13 protein-coding genes are annotated in these 17,854 nt (G+C 73.3%); 8 read left to right on the top strand and 5 right to left on the bottom strand.

The annotated features are described in order from the left end of the window. Positions 1-131 precede the first annotated feature (131 nt). Positions 132-1,064: an alpha/beta fold hydrolase gene (locus ACFY6S_RS21305; RefSeq protein WP_388829790.1), complete on the bottom strand. Its 933-nt coding sequence runs from the start codon at positions 1,062-1,064 to the stop codon at positions 132-134. A 406-nt stretch (positions 1,065-1,470) separates the two neighbouring features. Between ACFY6S_RS21305 and ACFY6S_RS21300 the strand changes: the two genes are divergently transcribed. Next, the gene (locus ACFY6S_RS21300) at positions 1,471-2,061 is read left to right on the top strand and encodes a TetR/AcrR family transcriptional regulator (protein WP_388829793.1); all 591 of its coding nucleotides are present in this window, start codon (positions 1,471-1,473) and stop codon (positions 2,059-2,061) included. 170 nt (positions 2,062-2,231) lie between these two features. Here the strand turns inward: ACFY6S_RS21300 and ACFY6S_RS21295 are convergent, their stop codons facing one another. After that, positions 2,232-3,281: an LD-carboxypeptidase gene (locus ACFY6S_RS21295; RefSeq protein ID WP_388829795.1), complete on the bottom strand. Its 1,050-nt coding sequence runs from the start codon at positions 3,279-3,281 to the stop codon at positions 2,232-2,234. Positions 3,282-3,662: 381 nt separating this feature from the next. Here ACFY6S_RS21295 and ACFY6S_RS21290 point away from each other — a divergent pair, with 381 nt between their 5' ends. The 4 genes from ACFY6S_RS21290 to ACFY6S_RS21275 all read left to right on the top strand — a co-directional run bounded on the left by ACFY6S_RS21290 (position 3,663) and on the right by ACFY6S_RS21275 (position 7,349). Then, positions 3,663-4,271, top strand: a complete 609-nt coding sequence (locus ACFY6S_RS21290) for a PadR family transcriptional regulator (protein ID WP_388829798.1) — start codon at positions 3,663-3,665, stop codon at positions 4,269-4,271. 211 nt (positions 4,272-4,482) lie between these two features. Next, positions 4,483-5,043: a Clp protease N-terminal domain-containing protein gene (locus tag ACFY6S_RS21285; RefSeq protein WP_388829801.1), complete on the top strand. Its 561-nt coding sequence runs from the start codon at positions 4,483-4,485 to the stop codon at positions 5,041-5,043. Between the two features lie 37 nt (positions 5,044-5,080). After that, positions 5,081-6,196 carry a DMT family transporter gene (locus ACFY6S_RS21280; RefSeq protein WP_388829803.1) on the top strand — a complete coding sequence of 372 codons (1,116 nt, stop codon included), beginning with the start codon at positions 5,081-5,083 and terminating at the stop codon, positions 6,194-6,196. Between the two features lie 172 nt (positions 6,197-6,368). After that, complete coding sequence (locus ACFY6S_RS21275) at positions 6,369-7,349, top strand: DMT family transporter (RefSeq protein ID WP_388829806.1); 981 nt, start codon at positions 6,369-6,371, stop codon at positions 7,347-7,349. Positions 7,350-7,479: 130 nt separating this feature from the next. On the opposite strand, the gene ACFY6S_RS21270 is transcribed toward ACFY6S_RS21275, so the two are convergent. Continuing rightward, on the bottom strand, positions 7,480-8,217 hold the full coding sequence (locus ACFY6S_RS21270) for a pyridoxamine 5'-phosphate oxidase family protein (protein WP_388829814.1): 738 nt from the start codon (positions 8,215-8,217) through the stop codon (positions 7,480-7,482). A 36-nt stretch (positions 8,218-8,253) separates the two neighbouring features. On the opposite strand from ACFY6S_RS21270, the gene ACFY6S_RS21265 reads away from it, so the two are divergent. Further along, complete coding sequence (locus ACFY6S_RS21265; RefSeq protein WP_388829818.1) at positions 8,254-9,585, top strand: aminotransferase class I/II-fold pyridoxal phosphate-dependent enzyme; 1,332 nt, start codon at positions 8,254-8,256, stop codon at positions 9,583-9,585. Positions 9,586-9,642: 57 nt separating this feature from the next. Here the strand turns inward: ACFY6S_RS21265 and ACFY6S_RS21260 are convergent, their stop codons facing one another. After that, entirely contained in the window at positions 9,643-10,593 is a 951-nt protein-coding gene (locus ACFY6S_RS21260) for an NAD(P)-dependent oxidoreductase (protein WP_388829821.1), read from the bottom strand. Next, positions 10,590-11,843 carry an acyltransferase family protein gene (locus ACFY6S_RS21255; protein ID WP_388829824.1) on the bottom strand — a complete coding sequence of 418 codons (1,254 nt, stop codon included), beginning with the start codon at positions 11,841-11,843 and terminating at the stop codon, positions 10,590-10,592. Before ACFY6S_RS21255 ends, ACFY6S_RS21260 begins: the two co-directional genes overlap by 4 nt. Positions 11,844-12,208: 365 nt before the next feature. On the opposite strand from ACFY6S_RS21255, the gene pabB reads away from it, so the two are divergent. Then, a complete protein-coding gene (gene pabB / locus ACFY6S_RS21250) occupies positions 12,209-14,437 on the top strand; it encodes an aminodeoxychorismate synthase component I (protein WP_388829827.1) in 2,229 nt (742 codons plus the stop codon). 242 nt (positions 14,438-14,679) lie between these two features. Further along, complete coding sequence (locus ACFY6S_RS21245; protein ID WP_388829830.1) at positions 14,680-17,844, top strand: type I polyketide synthase; 3,165 nt, start codon at positions 14,680-14,682, stop codon at positions 17,842-17,844. Positions 17,845-17,854: the final 10 nt, after the last annotated feature.

The raw sequence follows: 17,854 nt of genomic DNA, 5'->3' as shown, positions 1-17,854 counted from the left end.
GGCGCCGGAGCAGCTCCGCGCACCGGCCGGTTCCGCGGAGCGGACCGGGCGCAGTCGCGGTACCGCGATGCCGGACGGCGAGTCGGTCAGGGGCGCGGGTGCCGGTCCTCAACACTTGCTTCCGCCCACGCTCAGTCGTCTTCGGTGATGAAGTCGGTCAGCGCGGCGGCGACGGCGTCGGGCTGCTCGTCGGGGATGAAGTGTCCTGCGTCCGGCACGACGATCCCGGTGGCGTGGTCGGCCCACGGCCTGACGGAAGCCGCCATGTCGGGGATGGAGCCGTGACTGCTGGAGATCCCGAGAACCGGCACCGTCAGGCGCTGTTGTTCCAGCGCTTCGTGGTTCTTCCGCGCCGACTCGGCGGCGTCCCGGTAGTAGGCCAGGGACGCGCGGAGACCGCCGTCGGCGGCCACGGACGCGGCGTACTGCTCGATTTCGGCGCCGTCGAAGGTGTCGGGGGAGAGGGCCTTGACCTTCAGGAACCAGCCGACGTACTCCCGTTCGCGGCCGGCGAGCAGTGTCTCGGGCAGGTCGGGCACGAGGTGGAAGGCGAAGTGCCAGGTCTTCCACGCCCGTTCGGGGTCGGTCGGAACGGAGTCGGGGAGGGTGATGCCCGGAATGCCGGCGTCGAGCAGTGCCAGGCCGCGCAACCGGTCCGGGTACTTCAGGGCGAGGGAGAAGGCGACCCACGCGCCGATGTCGTGGGCGACCAGCCAGTACGTCGGGACTCCGAGCGCCGTGACCGCGGCGTGGACGTGTGCGGCGACCGTGTGCGTGTCGTAGCTGATATCCGGGCGTTCGGAGTGGCCCTGGCCCGGCAGGTCGATCGCGATGACGTGGCACCGTTCGGCCAGGCGCGGCATCACCTGGCGCCACGCCCACCAGGTCTGCGGGAACCCGGCGAGCAGCACGACGGCCGGACCGTCCGGCTGACCGCCTTCGACCGCGTGGAGCCGGACGCCGCCCGCGTCGACCCAACGGTGGGTGAAACCGGCCAGGTCGGGCAGCGGCAGGTCGTGAACCGGGTTGCCGGCGGCGCTGGGGGTGCCTGCGGGGTCCTTCATGATGCTCCTCCACTGGTGTGAGGTGTGTTGACGGTCCGCTGAAGGTGTCAGGTGTGCCGGTGGATTCGGTGCGCCGGCCGAGGGCGGGGCCCATGAGCGCGGTGGACACGACGAGAGCGGCGGGCATGGTGCTGGAGACCCGTGTCCCGAGGGCCTGGCCGCCGAAACCGGGCGGCAGGACCGGGATCGTCAGCGGTCCGCCCGTCATGACAACGGTGTGGCATGACAACGGTGTGGACGAACGCGATGGCGCCGGCCACGAGCACACGGCGCGCGTGCCGCTGCGCCGTGCGGTCTGCGGGGTGTCCGGCCGCGGTCATGTCTGCACCCTAACCCATCTTGAACTGATTGGTTCAAGATGGGAGGATGGTCTCACCGGGAAGGCGGAGCGAGAGGGCGGTGCGGCATGGCGGGCAAGAAGCAGTTCGACATCGACAGGGCGCTCGATGCCGCGATGATCCAGTTCTGGCGGGCCGGCTACGCGGACACGTCGGTGGACGACCTGTCCCGGGCGACCGGACTCAACCGCAGCTCCATCTACTCCTCCCTCGGTGACAAGGACGCGCTTTTCACGCGCTGCCTGGAGCGCTACACCACGCGTTACGGAGACAAGTACGACGCCGCGCTGTCGTGCGCCGCCGACCGGCCCCTGGCAGCCGCGCGGGCGTTCTTCGACATCACCCTGGAACGCATCGCGGACCCCGGTCTGCCCGACGGATGTCTGGTGGCCCAGACGGTCATGGCGACCCCCGTGCTGAGCGCGAGCGTCGCGGCGCGCGCACGGGAGGCGATCGGCTTCCAGCACACCCGGCTGCGCGCCGCGCTGAAGGCCGGCCGGCTGCACGACGAGGCGGCCGAGTCCTTCGCGACCCACCTCGCGGCCGTGAACCAGTCCCTCGCCGTCATGAGCAGAGCCGGAACGAGCACGGAGCAGCTGCGCGCCATCGTCGACGTGACCCTCGACGCACTCGCGCGGAGTCTCGGCGCGCGCGACTGAGATGTGTCCGGCAGGGCGCGTTTCGCGGCTGACCGAGCGGAATCACCAGGCTGCCGCAAGGGCCGATCCGGTCCATCGCCGGCGCCGGGCGGTCGCGGTGGACGGCAGGTGCCCGGGCGGTGCGTGGCGTCCTGAAGGCGCCGGAAGGCGGACCCGGGCCCGGCGCGCTCTCACTGATCCGCGCTGTTCAACCGACCGGTCTCGTCGCTGTGAGCGGCGCGTACTGCCGGTTCGAGCAGCGACAACGTCCTCTTCTCCGCGTCAAGGGCGACGCGGATGCCGACCGGCATCGGCAGATTCGGCCCCGCGTGCCCGAACTCGACGTTGCCCAGGACCGGGATGTCACGGTCACCGAGGACGTCGAGGACGATCTCGGCCAGGGTCGGAGAGCCGTCGGGGGAGCCGAGTCCGTCGATCGCCTCCGGAATGCCCACGACCATGCCGGAGATCCGATCGAGGATCCCGCTGTGCCGCAGTGTCTGAAGGTAGCTCCATACGTGCGCCGCATGGCCGCCCAGCTCCTCCCAGAACAGCACCGCGCCGTCGAAGCGTTCGAGCGGCAGCGCGAAAGGCGTCGCCTGCGCCAGCACGATGCGATTGATGACCCCGCCGATCAGCGGACCTTCGGCCCGCCCGGCACGCCAGCACTCCCACGACGGACCGGCCGGCAGCGCGCCGATCGGCTCCGTGCCGGTCAGCAGGGTCGAGTACAGCTTCCCCAGCTCCTCCCGGCGGGCCGGGGACGCTCTGTGCCAGTGCCCGCCGAGACCCGGCGTGGCCAGGTCGGCGTGGAACCCGACCAGACCCGTGCGCGCGTGGAGCACCAGGTGCAGCAGGGAGATGTCGCTGTAGCCGAGGATCGGCTTGGGGTCGGCCCCGACCGCGTCGAAGTCGATCAGGTCGAGGTATCCCAGCACCGCTTGGCCGCCGTCGTGCGCGACAATCGCGCGGACCTCGGGGTCACGCAGCAGACCGTTGAACTCCTCGGCGATCTCGTCCGGCCGCGCCGCGCTCCACCAGTGGTGCCGTCCGGCTTCGAGGAGCGGCGCGAGACGCACCCGGAATCCCATCCGTTCGATCTCGGCCACCGCCCGTTCGAGATCGGGCGCGTATCTGGCGTCGAGCGGCCCGGACAGCGCCGCGACGACGACGAGTTCTCCGGGTACGAGGGCCCGGGGGCGCAGCAGTTGGGGCAGCTGGGGCAGTGCGGGGAGAGTCACCGAGGCAGTATCCCGGCACCTGCGGTGACAGGCGAGGCATTTACCGATCGGCTCCCTCCCGAGGTGGGAAAAGGCTCACTGGCCGGCCACGCGCGATGACGCGCGCCCACGGACGGCGATCGGCTCAGGGGCCGCCGTCGCACGACCCGCACGGTGCCCCTCGTCCCCGAGCGGCGGGCCCATCGCCCCGTCGTCGAGGTCAGAGACCAGCTGTGACCCGTCTTTCGCCGACACAAGCCGTCATCGGCCCGGCTTCCGTGCCCCCCGGCCCGAGATCGCCGTCACAGGGGCGGGGTGCCTCAGGACAGGGGATTGCGTTAAGAACAGTCCCGATATATCGTTGACGCATCGCGACAGATCAACGATGAAGGGAGCGTAGCGATGCGTTCACATGGATACGAATACGGACCGGGCGCCGGTCACCACGGCCCCGGCCGGCGCGGCCGGGAGGACTTCGAGGGGCGGCGTGGCGCCTTCGGGCCGTTCGGGCCTCCCTTTGGCGGTCCGTTCGGTGGCGGGGGTGGCCGCGGGCGTGGCGGGGGCCGGGGGAGGGCGCGGCGCGGAGACGTCCGCGCGTCGATCCTGGCGCTGCTGAAGGACCGGCCGATGCACGGTTACGAGATGATCCAGGAGATCGGCGAGCGCAGCGGCGGCGCCTGGCGTCCCAGCCCCGGCTCGGTGTACCCGACCCTCCAGTTGCTGGAGGACGAGGGGCTGATCGTCAGCCGGAGCGAGGGCGGCAAGAAGCTGTTCACGCTCACGGACGCCGGGCGCACGGAGGCCGAATCGGGGCCCGAGGCCCCGTGGGAAGAGGCCGGCCGCGGCATCGACTGGGACTCGATGAACGAGATAAGGCAGGCCGGCTTCGGTCTGATGGAGGCGTTCGGCCAGGTCTGGAAGACCGGGACGCCCGAGCAGCGTGAGAAGGCCCTCGCGGTCATCAACGAATCGCGCAAGAAGCTCTACCTGATCCTCGCCGACGAGAGCTGATCCCCCTCCCCGCGGGCCCGTCGCCGCTTCCCGGAAAGCTCCGGGGGCGGCGGCGGGCCCGCGGTCGTCCCCCGCCCGTTCCTCGGGGGAACAAGCGGGTGATCTCATCCGTAAGGAGGAGAACCCGTCCAGACGTGCCCACCCTGCGCGGGATTCGAAGATGCTTCCCGGCGGTGATGTCCCCGAAAGCCGGGACTGATGGGGTGGGAGCGTGCGAAACCCTCCACCCCGAGTGCCTCACCGACCTGTGCCGAACCGTGCCGAGGACGCGCTCGCGCCCGCCGAGGCCGAGGCCCGGTTCACCGCGGAGCTGGCGTCGGTCGTCGCGGGCGCCCGCAGAAGGGCGCACCGCGACGCGGACACCCAGATAGACACGGCTCACCTGCTGCACTCCCTGCTCGAAACCGATCCGGGGGTGCGCGCGGTCTTCGACGGCGCCCAACTCGCCCGGGTGCTCGGCTATCTCGTGCAGCGCAGCATCGGATACGGGCTGCGCTGGCAGGGGACGGTGGAGGATTCCGGGGCGCTGCCCGTCATCCGGGGACGAGCGGTGGCCGGCTGGTCGCCTCCCGCGGTGACCGCCATGTCCGGCGCGCTGGAACGCGCGGCGCGGCGTGGGGCGCCCCGGGCCGGCGGGGTCGATCTGCTGGCGGCGCTCGCCTCGGACGCCTCCTGCCGGGCGGTCGAGGTGCTCGAACGGGCCGGAGTGGACTCGCTGTCCCTGGCCGCCCGGCTCGCCTGCCCGCCCCCACCGTCCCGACAGGTGTCATAGGGGTGTCACTCCTGACCGGAGCTGTCATGATGGCGCCATGTACGCGTCTCAGGGGAGGAGCGCCGGACCAGGGCTGGCCCTGGCCTCGGCGTTCGCGTTCGGCGGTTCGGGCGTCGCGGCCAAGCCGCTGATCGAGGCGGGGCTCGACCCGCTCCATGTGGTCTGGCTACGGGTCATCGGCGCCGCCCTCGTCATGCTGCCGGTGGCCTGGCGCCACCGGGCGCTGCTCACGCGCAGGCCCGCGCTGCTGGCCGGCTTCGCCCTGCTGGCCGTCGCGGGGGTCCAAGCCTGCTACTTCGCCGCGCTCTCCCGCATCCCCGTCGGGGTCGCGCTGCTCATCGAGTACCTCGCCCCCGCGCTGGTCCTGCTCTGGGTGCGCTTCGTCCAGCGGCGGCCCGTCACCCGCGCCGCGGCCGTGGGTGTCGTGCTCGCGGTGGGCGGGCTCGCCTGCGTGGTGGAGGTGTGGGCCGGGCTCGGCTTCGACCCGGTCGGGGTGGCGCTCGCGCTCGGCGCGGCCTGCTGCCAGGTCGGCTACTTCGTCCTGTCCGGCCAGGGCGGCGAGGACGCGGCCGACCCGCTCGGTGTGATCGCGTACGGGCTGCTCGGGGGAGCCGTCGTGCTGACGGCCGTCGCCCGCCCGTGGGGCATGGACTGGTCGCTTCTCGGCTCCGACGCCGACATGGGCGGGACGCGGGTGGCGGCGTGGCTGCTGCTGGCGTGGATCGTGCTGATCGCCACCGTGCTCGCGTACGTGACCGGCGTGATCTCCGTACGCAAGCTCTCCCCGCAGGTGGCGGGCGTGGTCGCCTGTCTGGAGGCGGTCATCGCGACCGTACTGGCGTGGGTGCTGCTGCGCGAGCACCTCTCCGCGCCGCAGATCCTCGGCGGGGCGGTGGTGCTGGCCGGCGCGTTCATCGCCCAGTCGTCCACGCCCCGGGCGCCCTCCGGGCCGGTGGCGGGCGGTGACGGTACGGGCGGTCCCGATACGGCGGATGCCGAGGCCGTCGAGCGGACGCGGGTCCGTCGGGACCGCCGCCCGGACGGTGCCGGACGCCGTGACGATCCGGCCGGTGCCGGAGGCCGCGACGATCCGGCAGGTGCCGGGAGCCACGACGATCCCGCTCGGTTGTCCCCCGATCGCACCGCGACATAGAGTGCCGACCATGCACCTGACTGTTCTGCCGCCTCCCGCGAACTGACGCGGGCGGCCATCCGCCGACGAGGACCGGGCTCGGAGGGACGCGCACGTCCCGTACCGAGTGGTTCGTCGCTGCCCGCGTGCCGCAGTGAGCGACCACCCACCCGTTCTTCCACGGAGACATCACGTGCCGCAAACCACCGCAACACCCTCTTCCGGCCTGCCCGTCGGGCGGAGCCTGATCTTCCTCGCCGTCGCCGGAGTCGCCTGGGGCACCGCCGGCGCGGCGGCCTCGCTGGTCTACCGGATCAGCGACCTCGGCCCTCTCGCCCTCTCCTTCTGGCGCTGCGTCGGCGGACTCCTCCTGCTGCTCGGGGTGCTGGCGCTGCGCCGGGGGCAGGGGACAGCGCGCGAGGAGCCGCGCCGTCGCCGGCTGCTCCGTATCCTCGGCACCGGCATCGGCCTCACCGTCTTCCAGAGCGCGTACTTCGCCGCTGTCGAGGCGACCGGCCTCGCCGTCGGCACCGTCGTCACCCTCGGCGCGGGCCCCGTGCTGATCGCGCTCGGCGCCCGGATCACGATGGGGGAGCGGCTCGGCGCCGGCGGGGTGCTCGCCGTGACCGGGGCGCTGGCCGGGCTCGGCGTGCTGGTGCTCGGAGGTGAGGGCGGCACCGTACGCCCCGCCGGGATCGCCCTCGCGGTGCTGTCCGCCGCCGGATACGCGGCGATCACCCTGCTCACCCGCCGGCTGGGGCGCGGCGGCGGCGGCGCCGACCCGATCGCCACGACCGCCTGGGCCTTCGCGGTCGGCGCCGTACTCCTGCTGCCGCTCGCCGCGGTCGAGGGCGTGCTGCCGCACACCGCGCAACCGGGCCGGATGCTGTGGCTGCTGGTGTACGTGGCGGCCGTGCCCACGGCGCTCGCCTACGCGCTGTACTTCTCGGGGGCTGCCGCGGTGCGGGCCGCGACCGTCTCCGTGATCATGCTGCTGGAGCCGGTGAGCGCCGCGCTGATCGCGGTGGTGTTCCTCGGCGAGCGGCTGACCTCGGCCACCGTCGTCGGCACACTGCTGCTGCTCACGGCGGTGCTGGCGCTCGCGGCGACGGAGGCCGGCCTGGCCGCGGGGCGGCGCCGGACATCCGGTCCCGCCCCGCTCGCCGGAGGCTGAGAGCCGTCTCGGGGCGGCTGTGCGTCCGGGCCGGGGGGCACAGCGTCTGTGCTGTCCCGGCGCATCGGCGGCCCCGGTGAAGCGGGTGGCGTGCCCGCCTCACCGGGGCCGCCCCGGGCGGCGCCCATGGTCATCCCGCTTCCGGGAGCGCCGCGAGATAGCCGGGCAGCGGGGCGGCCGGGCCGGTGCCGTCGTCCGGTACGGGCGTTCCGTAGCCGTGCACGACGGGTACGACCCCCGCCCAGTGCGGCAGCGCGAGATCCTCGGGGTCGTCGTTGGGGCCGCCGGTGCGGACCTTGGCGGAGACCTCGTCGAGGTCGAGCCGGATCACCGCTGTGGCGGCCAGTTCCCGGCCGTTGGCAGGGCGCGAGTCGCGCGAGCGGCCGGGGACGACGTGGTCGACGAGCGCGTCCAGGGCGGTGCGCCGCTCCTCGGGGTCGGTCACCTGGTGAGCGGTGCCGTGCACCACGACCGAGCGGTAGTTGAGCGAGTGGTGGAAGGCGGAGCGCGCCAGCACCAGACCGTCGACATGGGTCACGGTGACACAGACGGCCACCCCGGAATCCGCCGTCGCGTTCCCCGTTCCGTCGCCTCCTTCCCGTCCGTCGCGCACCCGCGTCCCGTCGGCCGGTCCGCCCGCCATGCGCAGCGGGCGCGATCCGGTGGAGCCGTGGAGGTACAGCCGCTCGCCCACCCTGGCGAAGAGGGTCGGGAGCACGACGGGGGCGCCGTCACGGACGAAACCGAGATGGCAGACGTACGCGTCGTCGAGTATCCCGTGCACCAGTTCCCGGTCGTAGGAGGCCCGTTCGCGGGCGCGGGTGGGGACGGTGCGCGGAGTGACGGGGTACGTGGTGCTGTCCGGCATTGGCGTTCTCCATTGCACTAGTGCATACTATTCTTTGTGCTAGTAGAGTATCGGATCACCGGGCGGGGTGCCGCGGAGATTTCCGCGAGCGTGGAGCGGGCGGTCGGAGCCGGCGAGTTGAAACCGGGGCAACTGCTGCCCCCGATGAGGGAGTTGGCGACCGAGCTGGGGGTCAATCCGAACACCGTCGCCGCCGCTTACCGCACCCTGCGCGAACGCGGGGTGATCGAGACGGCCGGGCGCAGAGGCAGCCGGGTCCGGCCGCGCCCCGCCAGTACCGCGCGCGGCTCGATCCGGGTCGAGGCGCCCCCCGGCGTCCGGGACATCTCGGAGGGCAACCCCGATCCCGCCCTGCTGCCCCCGCTGCACGACGCGCTCGCCGCCGCCGCGCGCCGGAACGCCGAGCGGCCCGGACTGTACGGACAGGCGTCCGTCGACACGGACTTCGCCCGGCTGGCGCGCGCCGGGCTGGACGCCGACGGAGTGCCCGCCGGGCCGGTCGCGGTGGTCTCGGGGGCGCTGGACGCGATCGAACGCGTACTCTCCGCGCATCTGCGGCCCGGCGACGCGGTCGCCGTCGAGGACCCGGGATGGGGGAGCCTGCTCGATCTCGTGCCCGCGCTGGGGCTCCGTCCCGTGCCGGTGGGCGTGGACGACGAGGGGCCGCTGCCCGCCGCGCTGGCGCGGGCGCTGAGCGCGGGCGTACGGGCGGTGATCGTCACCGACCGCGCGCAGAACCCGACCGGCGCGGCGATCGGCGCGGCCCGCGCCGCCGAGCTGCGCGCCCTGCTCGCCGGCCACCCCGGGGTCCTGCTCATCGAGGACGATCACGGGCACCACATCGTGGACCTGCCGCTGCACCCGCTCGCCGGGGCCACCGAGAGCTGGGCGCTCGTGCGCTCCACCGCCAAGGCGTACGGTCCCGATCTGCGGCTCGCCGTACTGACCGGCGACCGCGTGAGCGTGGACCGCGTCGAGGGGCGCCAGCGGCTCGGCCCCGGCTGGGTGAGCCGGCTCCTCCAGCGGGCCGTCCTCCACCTGTGGACCTCCGGCACGGTGGACGCGGCGGCGGTGGCGCGGTCGTACGGGGAGCGCCGCGACGCGCTCGTGGCGGCGCTCGCCGACCGGGGCGTCGGGGCGTACGGCCGCAGCGGGATGAACGTCTGGGTGCCGGTCTCCGACGAGACCGGCGCGGTGACGCGGCTGCTGGGCGCCGGCTGGGCGGTCGCCCCCGGCGCGCGGTTCCGGATGGCGGCGCCGCCGGGTGTGCGGCTGACCGTGTCGGAGCTGACGGCCGACGACATCGCGCCGCTCGCCGACGCGGTCGCCTCGGCGGCCGGCCCCGCCCCGGCCCGTACCCACGGCTGAGTGCCGTTCGCGGCGGTGTCCGTGCAGACGTTCCGGATCGGCGGTGTCGTGGTGTGATCAGGCGGGCGGGGGCGGGGTGAACTGCTCGACCAGGCGGGCGAAGCTGTCGTCGGCATGGCCGCGGGCGACGGCCCGCTCCATGAGTCCCTGGATGTACCGCGGCAGCCGCTCGTCGACCGCGCGGTTCCCGCTCTCCTCCGTGAGGTGTCTGATCCCGGCCAGGTGGGTGCCCAGACTGGAGTCGTCGGCAGGGTACCTGCCGTCCGCGATCTGCTGCGCGTAACGCGGGACGAAGGCGCCGACGCCGGTGTAGAGCATCGAGGCGAACGGCGCGAACTCCGTCGCGGCGATGCCCTCCGTGCCGACCAGGGCCATCGCGTGCAGGACCCCGGTCAGGCCCGTCCACAGGATGTCCAGCAGGGCCACCTCGTAGAGCGAGGGGATGCCCGGATCCTCGCCGAGGTAGGTGGCACCGCCGCCCAGGGCGGACAGGGCCGGGGCATGCGCCCGGAACGCGGCCCGCGGCCCGCCGTACAGGACGACCGCGTCGGGCTCACCGATCCCGTCCGGGATGGTCAGGATCGCGCCGTCGAGACAGTGACCGCCCAGCTCGGCGGTGCGCCGCGCGATGGCGCGGGCCGCGTGGGAGGAGCCGGAGGTGAGGTTGACCAGGACCCTGCCCGACAGGGCGCCGGGGGCGGTGTCGAGGATGTCCATGACGGCTTCGTGACCGGTGACGCAGACCACGATCAGCGGTGCGGCGGCGAGGGCCTGCGCCACGTCGGCGGCGAGGACCGCGCCTCTCGCGACGAGCGGGTCCGCCTTCTGCGGCGACCGGTTCCAGACCGTGGTCGGGTGCCCGCCCCGCAGGAACGCCGCCGCCAGCGCCGAGCCCATCAGGCCCAGCCCGATCACGGTGACGGCCCGACGCTCCGGGGCCCCCTCGTCCCGCGGTCCGGCCGGCCGTTCCCCGGCCGTCGGCACCCGCGTGTGCGGCGGTGTACTCATCGTCCCGCCTTTCCGTGGAGTGTCGTGTCCGACCCCGGGAGCGGGGCGGGTGGGCCGAGCGGACCGGCCGGGGCCAGGGGGCCCGCGACCGGCGCCGGTTCGGCGGCCGGCTCCCCTGCCGGTGGTGGTACGACGGCCGGTGGCGGTACGGGCTTCCCACCGCCGCCCGGCGGCCGTGCCGCGCCGCGCAGCCGGGACATCAACGGCCGCTCCACACACGTGTGCAGGAGCCACGCGAGGGCGAGCGAGACCGCCAGCAGCAGCGCGGTGTCCACCACCCGGGCCGCCGCGCCGGTGGCCCGCGCGCACTCCAGGAGGCGGCAGCCGTGCTCGATGACCAGCAGGTGGCACATGTACAGCGCGAACGACAGTTCCCCCAGCCGTACCGCGACCGGGTGCCGCAGCGGTGACCGGGCGCCGCGCAGGTCGGCGCCGGCTGCGCCGAGCAGCACCAGGGCCAGCGGTACCACCGTGACCGCCACGGCGCCCCAGACCAGCGGGACCGCGATGGCCAGCGGGTAGAGAACGACGTACGCGGCCGCTGCGTGCCAGCCCCGGACACCCCGCGCCAGCCCCTCCTTGACGACGCGCGCCAGCAGCATCCCGAGGACGAACTCGGGCAGCCGGGCCGGCGGAAACGAGTAGACCAGCCCCATCTGGTGCGTGGTGTCGGGGAACGGGCCGAACGTCGCCTGACCCGCCACCGCCGGACGCAGCGTCACCACCAGGAGCGGGATCAGCGCCACGGCCGCCACACACGCCCCGGCGCATACGGGCAGCAGCCGGGGCGCGATCCGACACACCCGCGGCGCGAGCAGCGGGAACAGCAGATAGAAGACGGCCTCGCAACACAGCGACCAGGAAACCCCGTTGACGCCGGGATCGAGAATGCTGAACCCCGGTGACCAGGACTGGACGAGCAGGGCGTTGGGCAGCCACGCGCGGACCGGGGGCAGTTGGCCGGCCGTCACCGCCAGCAGCATCCCGGCCGCCAGCGTCACCAGGTGCACGGGGAGGATCTTCGCGGCACGGCCTTGCCAGAACCGGCGCGCGCCCCGGCCTGGTTGCCACGACCAACTGAGCAGGAATCCGCTCAGCAGGAAGAAGAACGACACCCCCGAGAAGGCCACACGCAGCAGGACGGCGCTCTCGCTGCCGCCGTTCCAGACGCCGCTGGCGTGCTGGGCGAAGACGGTCACGGCGGCGGCGAAGCGCAGACCGGTCAGGGTGGGCAGCGGTGTGGTCTTCATGGATTTCTGGCGTCTCCCCGTAAAAGTTCCCCTCCGATGGTGCCCGCATTCCGTGGAGTTGGGGCACCGGGTCACACTTCCGAGTGAAGAATGCGACGAGAAATGCGCTCCAACGAGTATTCAGCGGGATTTCGGCGGCCGGGTGACGGTCGAGCAGGACGACTTCGGAGACGGGTGCATTAAGCTTTCCGTAGACGCTGCGGGAATTCACCGCGACGCGGTGCGCCGCCGACGCGCGGACGTCCCCAATCTCCCGTCCTTTTCCCGTCCCCCGGCTTTTCGCCGCTTCCGCCCCGTCCGCCCGTCCTCGTGGCTGACCCGCGGGCGTCGTCGAGCGAATCGTCCGCAGGATTTCGTGAGGTCTGATGCGCACACTCATCATCGACAACTACGACTCGTTCACCTACAACCTGCTCCACTACCTGGCCGAGGTGACCGGGGACGAGCCAGTCGTACGGCGCAACGACGAGATCGACGCGGCCACCGTGGCGCGCGAGCGGTTCGACAACGTCATCGTCTCGCCAGGACCGGGACGGCCCGACCGCCCGGCCGACTTCGGCGTGTGCGCCGAGGTGATCCGGTCCGCCGCCGTACCCGTGCTCGGGGTCTGCCTGGGGCACCAGGGCATCTGCCACGCCTTCGGCGGGACCGTCCGGCGCGCGCCGCAGCCGTACCACGGGCGGATCTCGCCGGTGGTGCACGGGCGGACCGACATCCTGGCCGGGCTGCCGTCGCCGTTCTCCGCGGTCCGGTACCACTCGCTGATCGCCGAGAACATGTCCGGGGACATCGAGGAGATCGCCCATACCCCGGACGGCCTGCTGATGGCGGTGCGCCACCGGCACCGGCCACTGTGGGGCGTGCAGTTCCACCCGGAGTCGGTGTGCACCGAACACGGCCACCAACTGCTTCGGAACTTCACCGAGTTGACCCGCGACTGGTACGAACGCAACCCGGCCGCCGCGGCCCGCGCGACGCCTGTGGCGCCTGCGACACGTGTGGCCCCGGCGCCGGCCGCTCCTTCTCCCGTACCGCCCGTACCCTCTGTGACCTCCGGCGTCCCCGTGGTCCCGGCGCCGCGACCGTCGTCCGCCACGGAGGAGGTGCGCCACCTGCGGGTGCTGCACCGGCAGCTGGACATCGCGGTGACCGCGCAGACCGTGTACGACGCCCTCTACCGCGACTCCGAGTGCTCGTTCTGGCTGGACAGCAGCGGGCCCCGGGAGGGTGACGGGCGGTTCTCCTTCATGGGCGACGCCAAGGGCCCACTGGCCCGGGTGGTCAGGGCCGACGTGTGGTCGGGCCTGGTCGGCGTCGAATCGGCGGAGGGCACGGTGCGGGAGCCCGGCGGATTCTTCGACTGGCTCCGCGCCGACCTCGCCGCACTGCGTACCGACGTACCCGACCTGCCGTTCGACTTCGCGCTGGGCTGGGTCGGTTACCTCGGCTACGAGCTGAAGGCGGAGTGCGGCGGCGAGCGCGCGCACCGCTCGCGCCACCCGGACGCGGCCATGATCTTCGCCGACCGGGCGGTCGCGTTCGACCACCGCGACGGCACCGTGCATCTGCTCGCGCTGGCCGAGGGGCCCGACGACGCGCGCGCCGAGCGGTGGGCGGCGAGCACGGAGGAACGGCTCGCGGCGCTCACCGGCGGGCCGCCGGCCCCACGCGGCGCCGGGACCGTCCCGACAGCGGGACCGCTGCGGCTGCGCCACGACCGGGAGCGCTATCTGGCCCATATCGACAGCTGCCTGCGGCAGATCGACGAGGGCGAGAGCTACGAGGTGTGCCTGACCAACATGCTCGGCGCACGCGGCAAGCTCGACCCGGCCGAGGTCTACCGGCTGCTGCGCGCCGCCAACCCGGTACCGTTCGGCGCCCAGTTGCGGTTCGGCGGGCTCTCCGTGCTCAGTTGCTCCCCCGAGCGGTTCATCCGGGTCGCCGGGGACGGAACAGTCGAATCCCGGCCGATCAAGGGCACCAGACAGCGCGCTGCGTCGCCGGCCGAGGACGCCGCGCTCCGCGTCGACCTGGCGTCGAGCGTCAAGGACCGGGCGGAGAACCTGATGATCGTCGACCTGGTGCGCAACGACCTGGGCCGGTGCGCGCGGTTGGGCTCGGTCCGGGTGGACGGGCTGTTCGAGGTGGAGACCTACGCCACCGTGCACCAGCTGGTCAGCACCGTCTCGGCACGACTGAGACCGGAACTGTCGGCGGTCGACTGCGTGCGCGCGGCCTTCCCCGGCGGCTCCATGACCGGCGCCCCGAAGATCCGGACCATGCAGATCATCGACGAGCTGGAGGAGGGCCCGCGAGGCGTCTACTCCGGGGCGCTCGGCTTCTTCTCGCTCTCGGGCGCCGCCGACTTCAGCATCGTCATCAGGACGTTGGTGGTCGACGGGGACCGGATCGAGTACGGCGTCGGCGGCGCCGTCATCGCGTTGTCCGACGCCGAGGCGGAGTTCGAGGAGACCGCGGTGAAGGCAGCTCCGCTGCTGCGCCTGCTGGACCAGGAATTCCCCGGACGACGTCCTTCGGGCGCGCCCCCGGCCGGACCGGCCGGAGCCGGACCCAAGGCCCAGCCCGTTTCGTGAAGATAATCAGAACAGCGTCGTCCTATCGTCCCGTCATTACTTCATATGGGGCACATCGCGCCGGATGACTTCACCGCTTCCACCGAATGGCCGACGATGGTCCCGCACGGGGCGAATTCGAGGAGCGGCACCGAAGCCCGGCAGCCCCCGGCGCATCCCAGTCCCCCCGCCACCGAAAAGCGGTGCGCGGAATTTCCCGTGCCAAGTTTCCGGCGCACTGAGTTAAGAAATCCGAGACGCACGTGACCGAAGAGGAACGACTCCGCACGTATCTCAAGCGCGTGGTCGCCGAGGCCGTCGACGCCCGGAACCGCCTGCGCGAGATGGAGGAGCGGCACCACGAGCCGCTCGCCGTGGTCGGCATCGCCTGCCGCTACCCCGGAGGCGCCGACACACCGGCGCGATTATGGCGCCTGGTCGCCGAAGGAGCCGACGCGGTCTCGGAGTTCCCGGTCAACCGCGGTTGGCCCACGGACGGCCTTCACCACCCCGACCCCGACAGGCCCGGCACGACCTACGTCCAGCAGGGCGGCTTCCTCCACGACGCCGACCTGTTCGACCCCGGATTCTTCGGCATGTCGCCCCGCGAGGCGCTGGCCACCGACCCCCAGCAGCGGCTGCTGCTGGAGATCGCCTGGGAGGCGTTCGAGCGTGCGCGCATCGCACCGGACACGCTGCGCGGGAGCCGGACCGGAGTGTTCACCGGCGTCATGTACAACGACTACGGCGCCCGCCCGAACCTGCCGCTGGACGACTTCGAGGGCTATCTGTTCTCCGGCAGCGCGGCCGGAGTCGCCTCCGGCCGCCTCGCCTACACCTTCGGGCTGGAGGGCCCCGCCGTCACCGTCGACACCGCGTGCTCCTCGTCGCTGGTCGCGCTGCACCTGGCGGCGGCCTCGCTGCGCCGGGGCGAGTGCGACCTGGCGCTGGCGGGCGGGGTGACGGTGATGTCCACACCGGCCACCTTCGTGGGCTTCTCCCGGCAGCGCGGGCTGGCCAGGGACGGCCGGTGCAAGTCGTTCGGCGCCGACGCCGACGGCACGGGATGGTCCGAGGGCGCCGGCCTGCTGCTGCTGGAGCGGCTCTCCGACGCCGTACGTCTGCACCACCCCGTCCTCGCCGTGATCAAGGGTTCCGCGGTCAACCAGGACGGCGCGTCCAACGGACTGACGGCGCCCAACGGCCCTGCGCAGGAACGTGTCATCCGGGACGCGCTGGCCGATGCCCGGTTGCGGCCGGCGGACATCGACGCGGTCGAGGCGCACGGCACCGGCACCCCTCTCGGCGACCCCGTCGAGGCACGGGCACTGCTGAGGACGTACGGGCAGGACCGTCCCGCCGACCGGCCGCTGCGGCTCGGATCCCTGAAGTCCAACATCGGCCACGCGCAGGCCGCGGCGGGCGTCGGCGGTGTGATCAAGATGATCGAGGCCATCCGGCACGGGCGGCTGCCACGCACCCTGTACGCCGAGCGGCCCACGCGGGAAGTCGACTGGGACAGCGGCGCGGTGACCCTGCTGACCGAGGCGTGCGACTGGCCCGACACCGGACGGCCGCGCCGGGCCGCCGTCTCCTCCTTCGGCCTGGGCGGCACCAACGCGCATGTGATCGTCGAGCAGGCGCCGGAAACCGCCGAGGTCCCGGCCCCGACGGGCGGCGCGGCCGGCCCCCGGCTGCCCGCGCTGCCGTGGATCGTGTCGGCGAGGTCGGCCGAGGCCCTGCGCGAACAGGCCCGTAACCTCACGGAACTCGCCGCCGACCCGGCGGCGCCCGACCCCGCGGACGTGGCGTTCTCACTCGCGGACACGCGCGCCCTCATGGAGTACCGCGCCGTGGTGGTGGGCAGCGGGCCCCAGGACTTCCGGCGCGGCCTGGCCGACGTGGCCGAAGGCGGCGGAGGTTCACGCGTCACGCCCGGCCCCGTGGCGTACGCCTTCACCGGCGGCCCGGTGTCACGGGTGGAGGCCGCCCGAGCGCTGCGCGACGCCTTCCCGGTGTTCGCCGCCGCGTTCGACGCCGCGAGCGCCGAACTGGACCGGCACCGGTCGGCAGCCGCGCACACGGTCGCGGACCGGGCGCCGGACGGCGAAGGCGAGGGCGAGGAGGCGCACTTCGCGGTCGAGATCGGGCTGTTCCGGCTGTTCGAGGCATGGGGGGTGCGGCCCGAGGCCGTGGTCGGACACGCGGCGGGCGAGCCCGCCGCCGGATACGCGACGGGCCTGCTGTCCCTGTCCGACGCGGCTGCCCTGACCGTGGCGCGCGCTCGCCTGCTGCGTCACGCCGACACCGGCGAGGCGGCAGCGGCCGACTTCCGCCGTGCGGTGGCGGGGCTGGTCATCGCACCCTCCGCGCTCCCGCTCATCCGCGTCCCCGATGACGCGACGCCGCCGGAGCGCGCGTGGACCTCCCCCGAGTACTGGATCGACCGGGCCCGGCAGCCCGACGGCCCATCCGGCACGGCACGCGCCCTGGAACCGGCCCGGATCGCCACGATCCTCGGACTGGGCGCGGACGGCCTGCTGCCGGAGACCGCGCAGGACGACGCGACCGCGGCCGTCACCCCCGTAAGGACCGGTGCACCCGCCGCGCACACCGTCGTCGACGCCTTGGGACGGCTGTATCTGCGGGGAGCGGACCCGGACTGGCGCGCGCTGTTCGCGGATACGGGCGCACGCCACGTCGACCTGCCGACCTATCCGTTCCGGCGCGCGCGATTCTGGCTGGAGGCCGAGGAGCCGGCCGACTCCGCCACGTCTCCGTCGGCCGCCCCAGCCGGACAGGACGACCCACCGGCCGCTCCGGCGCCGGCCGTGGAGCCGCTGGCGGGCCGGCTGACCGGCCTGTCTCCCGCGCGGCGCCGTGCCGTGGTCCTCGACCTGGTCTGCGCGGAGGCGAAAGCCGTGCTCAAGGCGGCCGACGGAGACGTGGTGGAGCCGCGGCGGCCGTTCCGGGACATGGGCTTCGACTCGCTCACCGCCGTCGAACTCCGTACCCGGATGAGCGCGGCGTGCGGGCTGCGGCTGCCGGTGACGATCGTCTTCAGCCATCCGACCCCCGGCGACCTCGCTGACTATCTGCTGACCCGACTCGCCGTGCCGGACGGCGCGGGTCCCGACGCCGGTCCCGAAGCGCCGTCGTCCCCGACCGGCGACGACCCCGGGGCCCCGCTGCTCGCGGCCGAACTCGACCGGCTGGAGCGGGCACTCGCCGCGCTCCCGGCCCACAGCGACCGGGCGGCCGGGGCCGAGGCCGCCGCCCGGCTGCGCGGCCTGCTGGGGAGCCCCCCGGCGGCCCGCCGGGAGCCGTCCCCGGCCGTCCTGGCCGACATGACCACCGTCATCGAGTCGACCTCGACCGCCGAACTGCTCGCCCACATCGACAGCGAGCTCGGCAACACCACCACCTGACGTCACACGC

It is taken from the genome of Streptomyces sp. NPDC012835, from assembly GCF_042900885.1.
GTDB lineage: Bacteria > Actinomycetota > Actinomycetes > Streptomycetales > Streptomycetaceae > Streptomyces.
Note: the sequence above shows the minus strand (reverse complement) of the source record. Positions and strands in the feature narration are given on the sequence as shown.

Coding starts and splice junctions, on each gene's coding strand:
- ACFY6S_RS21305 (WP_388829790.1), bottom strand. CDS start 1,064: ATGAAGGACCCCGCAGGCACCCCCAGCGCCGCCGGCAACCCGGTTCAC.
- ACFY6S_RS21300 (WP_388829793.1), top strand. CDS start 1,471: ATGGCGGGCAAGAAGCAGTTCGACATCGACAGGGCGCTCGATGCCGCG.
- ACFY6S_RS21290 (WP_388829798.1), top strand. CDS start 3,663: ATGCGTTCACATGGATACGAATACGGACCGGGCGCCGGTCACCACGGC.
- ACFY6S_RS21280 (WP_388829803.1), top strand. CDS start 5,081: ATGTACGCGTCTCAGGGGAGGAGCGCCGGACCAGGGCTGGCCCTGGCC.
- ACFY6S_RS21270 (WP_388829814.1), bottom strand. CDS start 8,217: ATGCCGGACAGCACCACGTACCCCGTCACTCCGCGCACCGTCCCCACC.
- ACFY6S_RS21260 (WP_388829821.1), bottom strand. CDS start 10,593: ATGAGTACACCGCCGCACACGCGGGTGCCGACGGCCGGGGAACGGCCG.
- ACFY6S_RS21255 (WP_388829824.1), bottom strand. CDS start 11,843: ATGAAGACCACACCGCTGCCCACCCTGACCGGTCTGCGCTTCGCCGCC.
- pabB (WP_388829827.1), top strand. CDS start 12,209: ATGCGCACACTCATCATCGACAACTACGACTCGTTCACCTACAACCTG.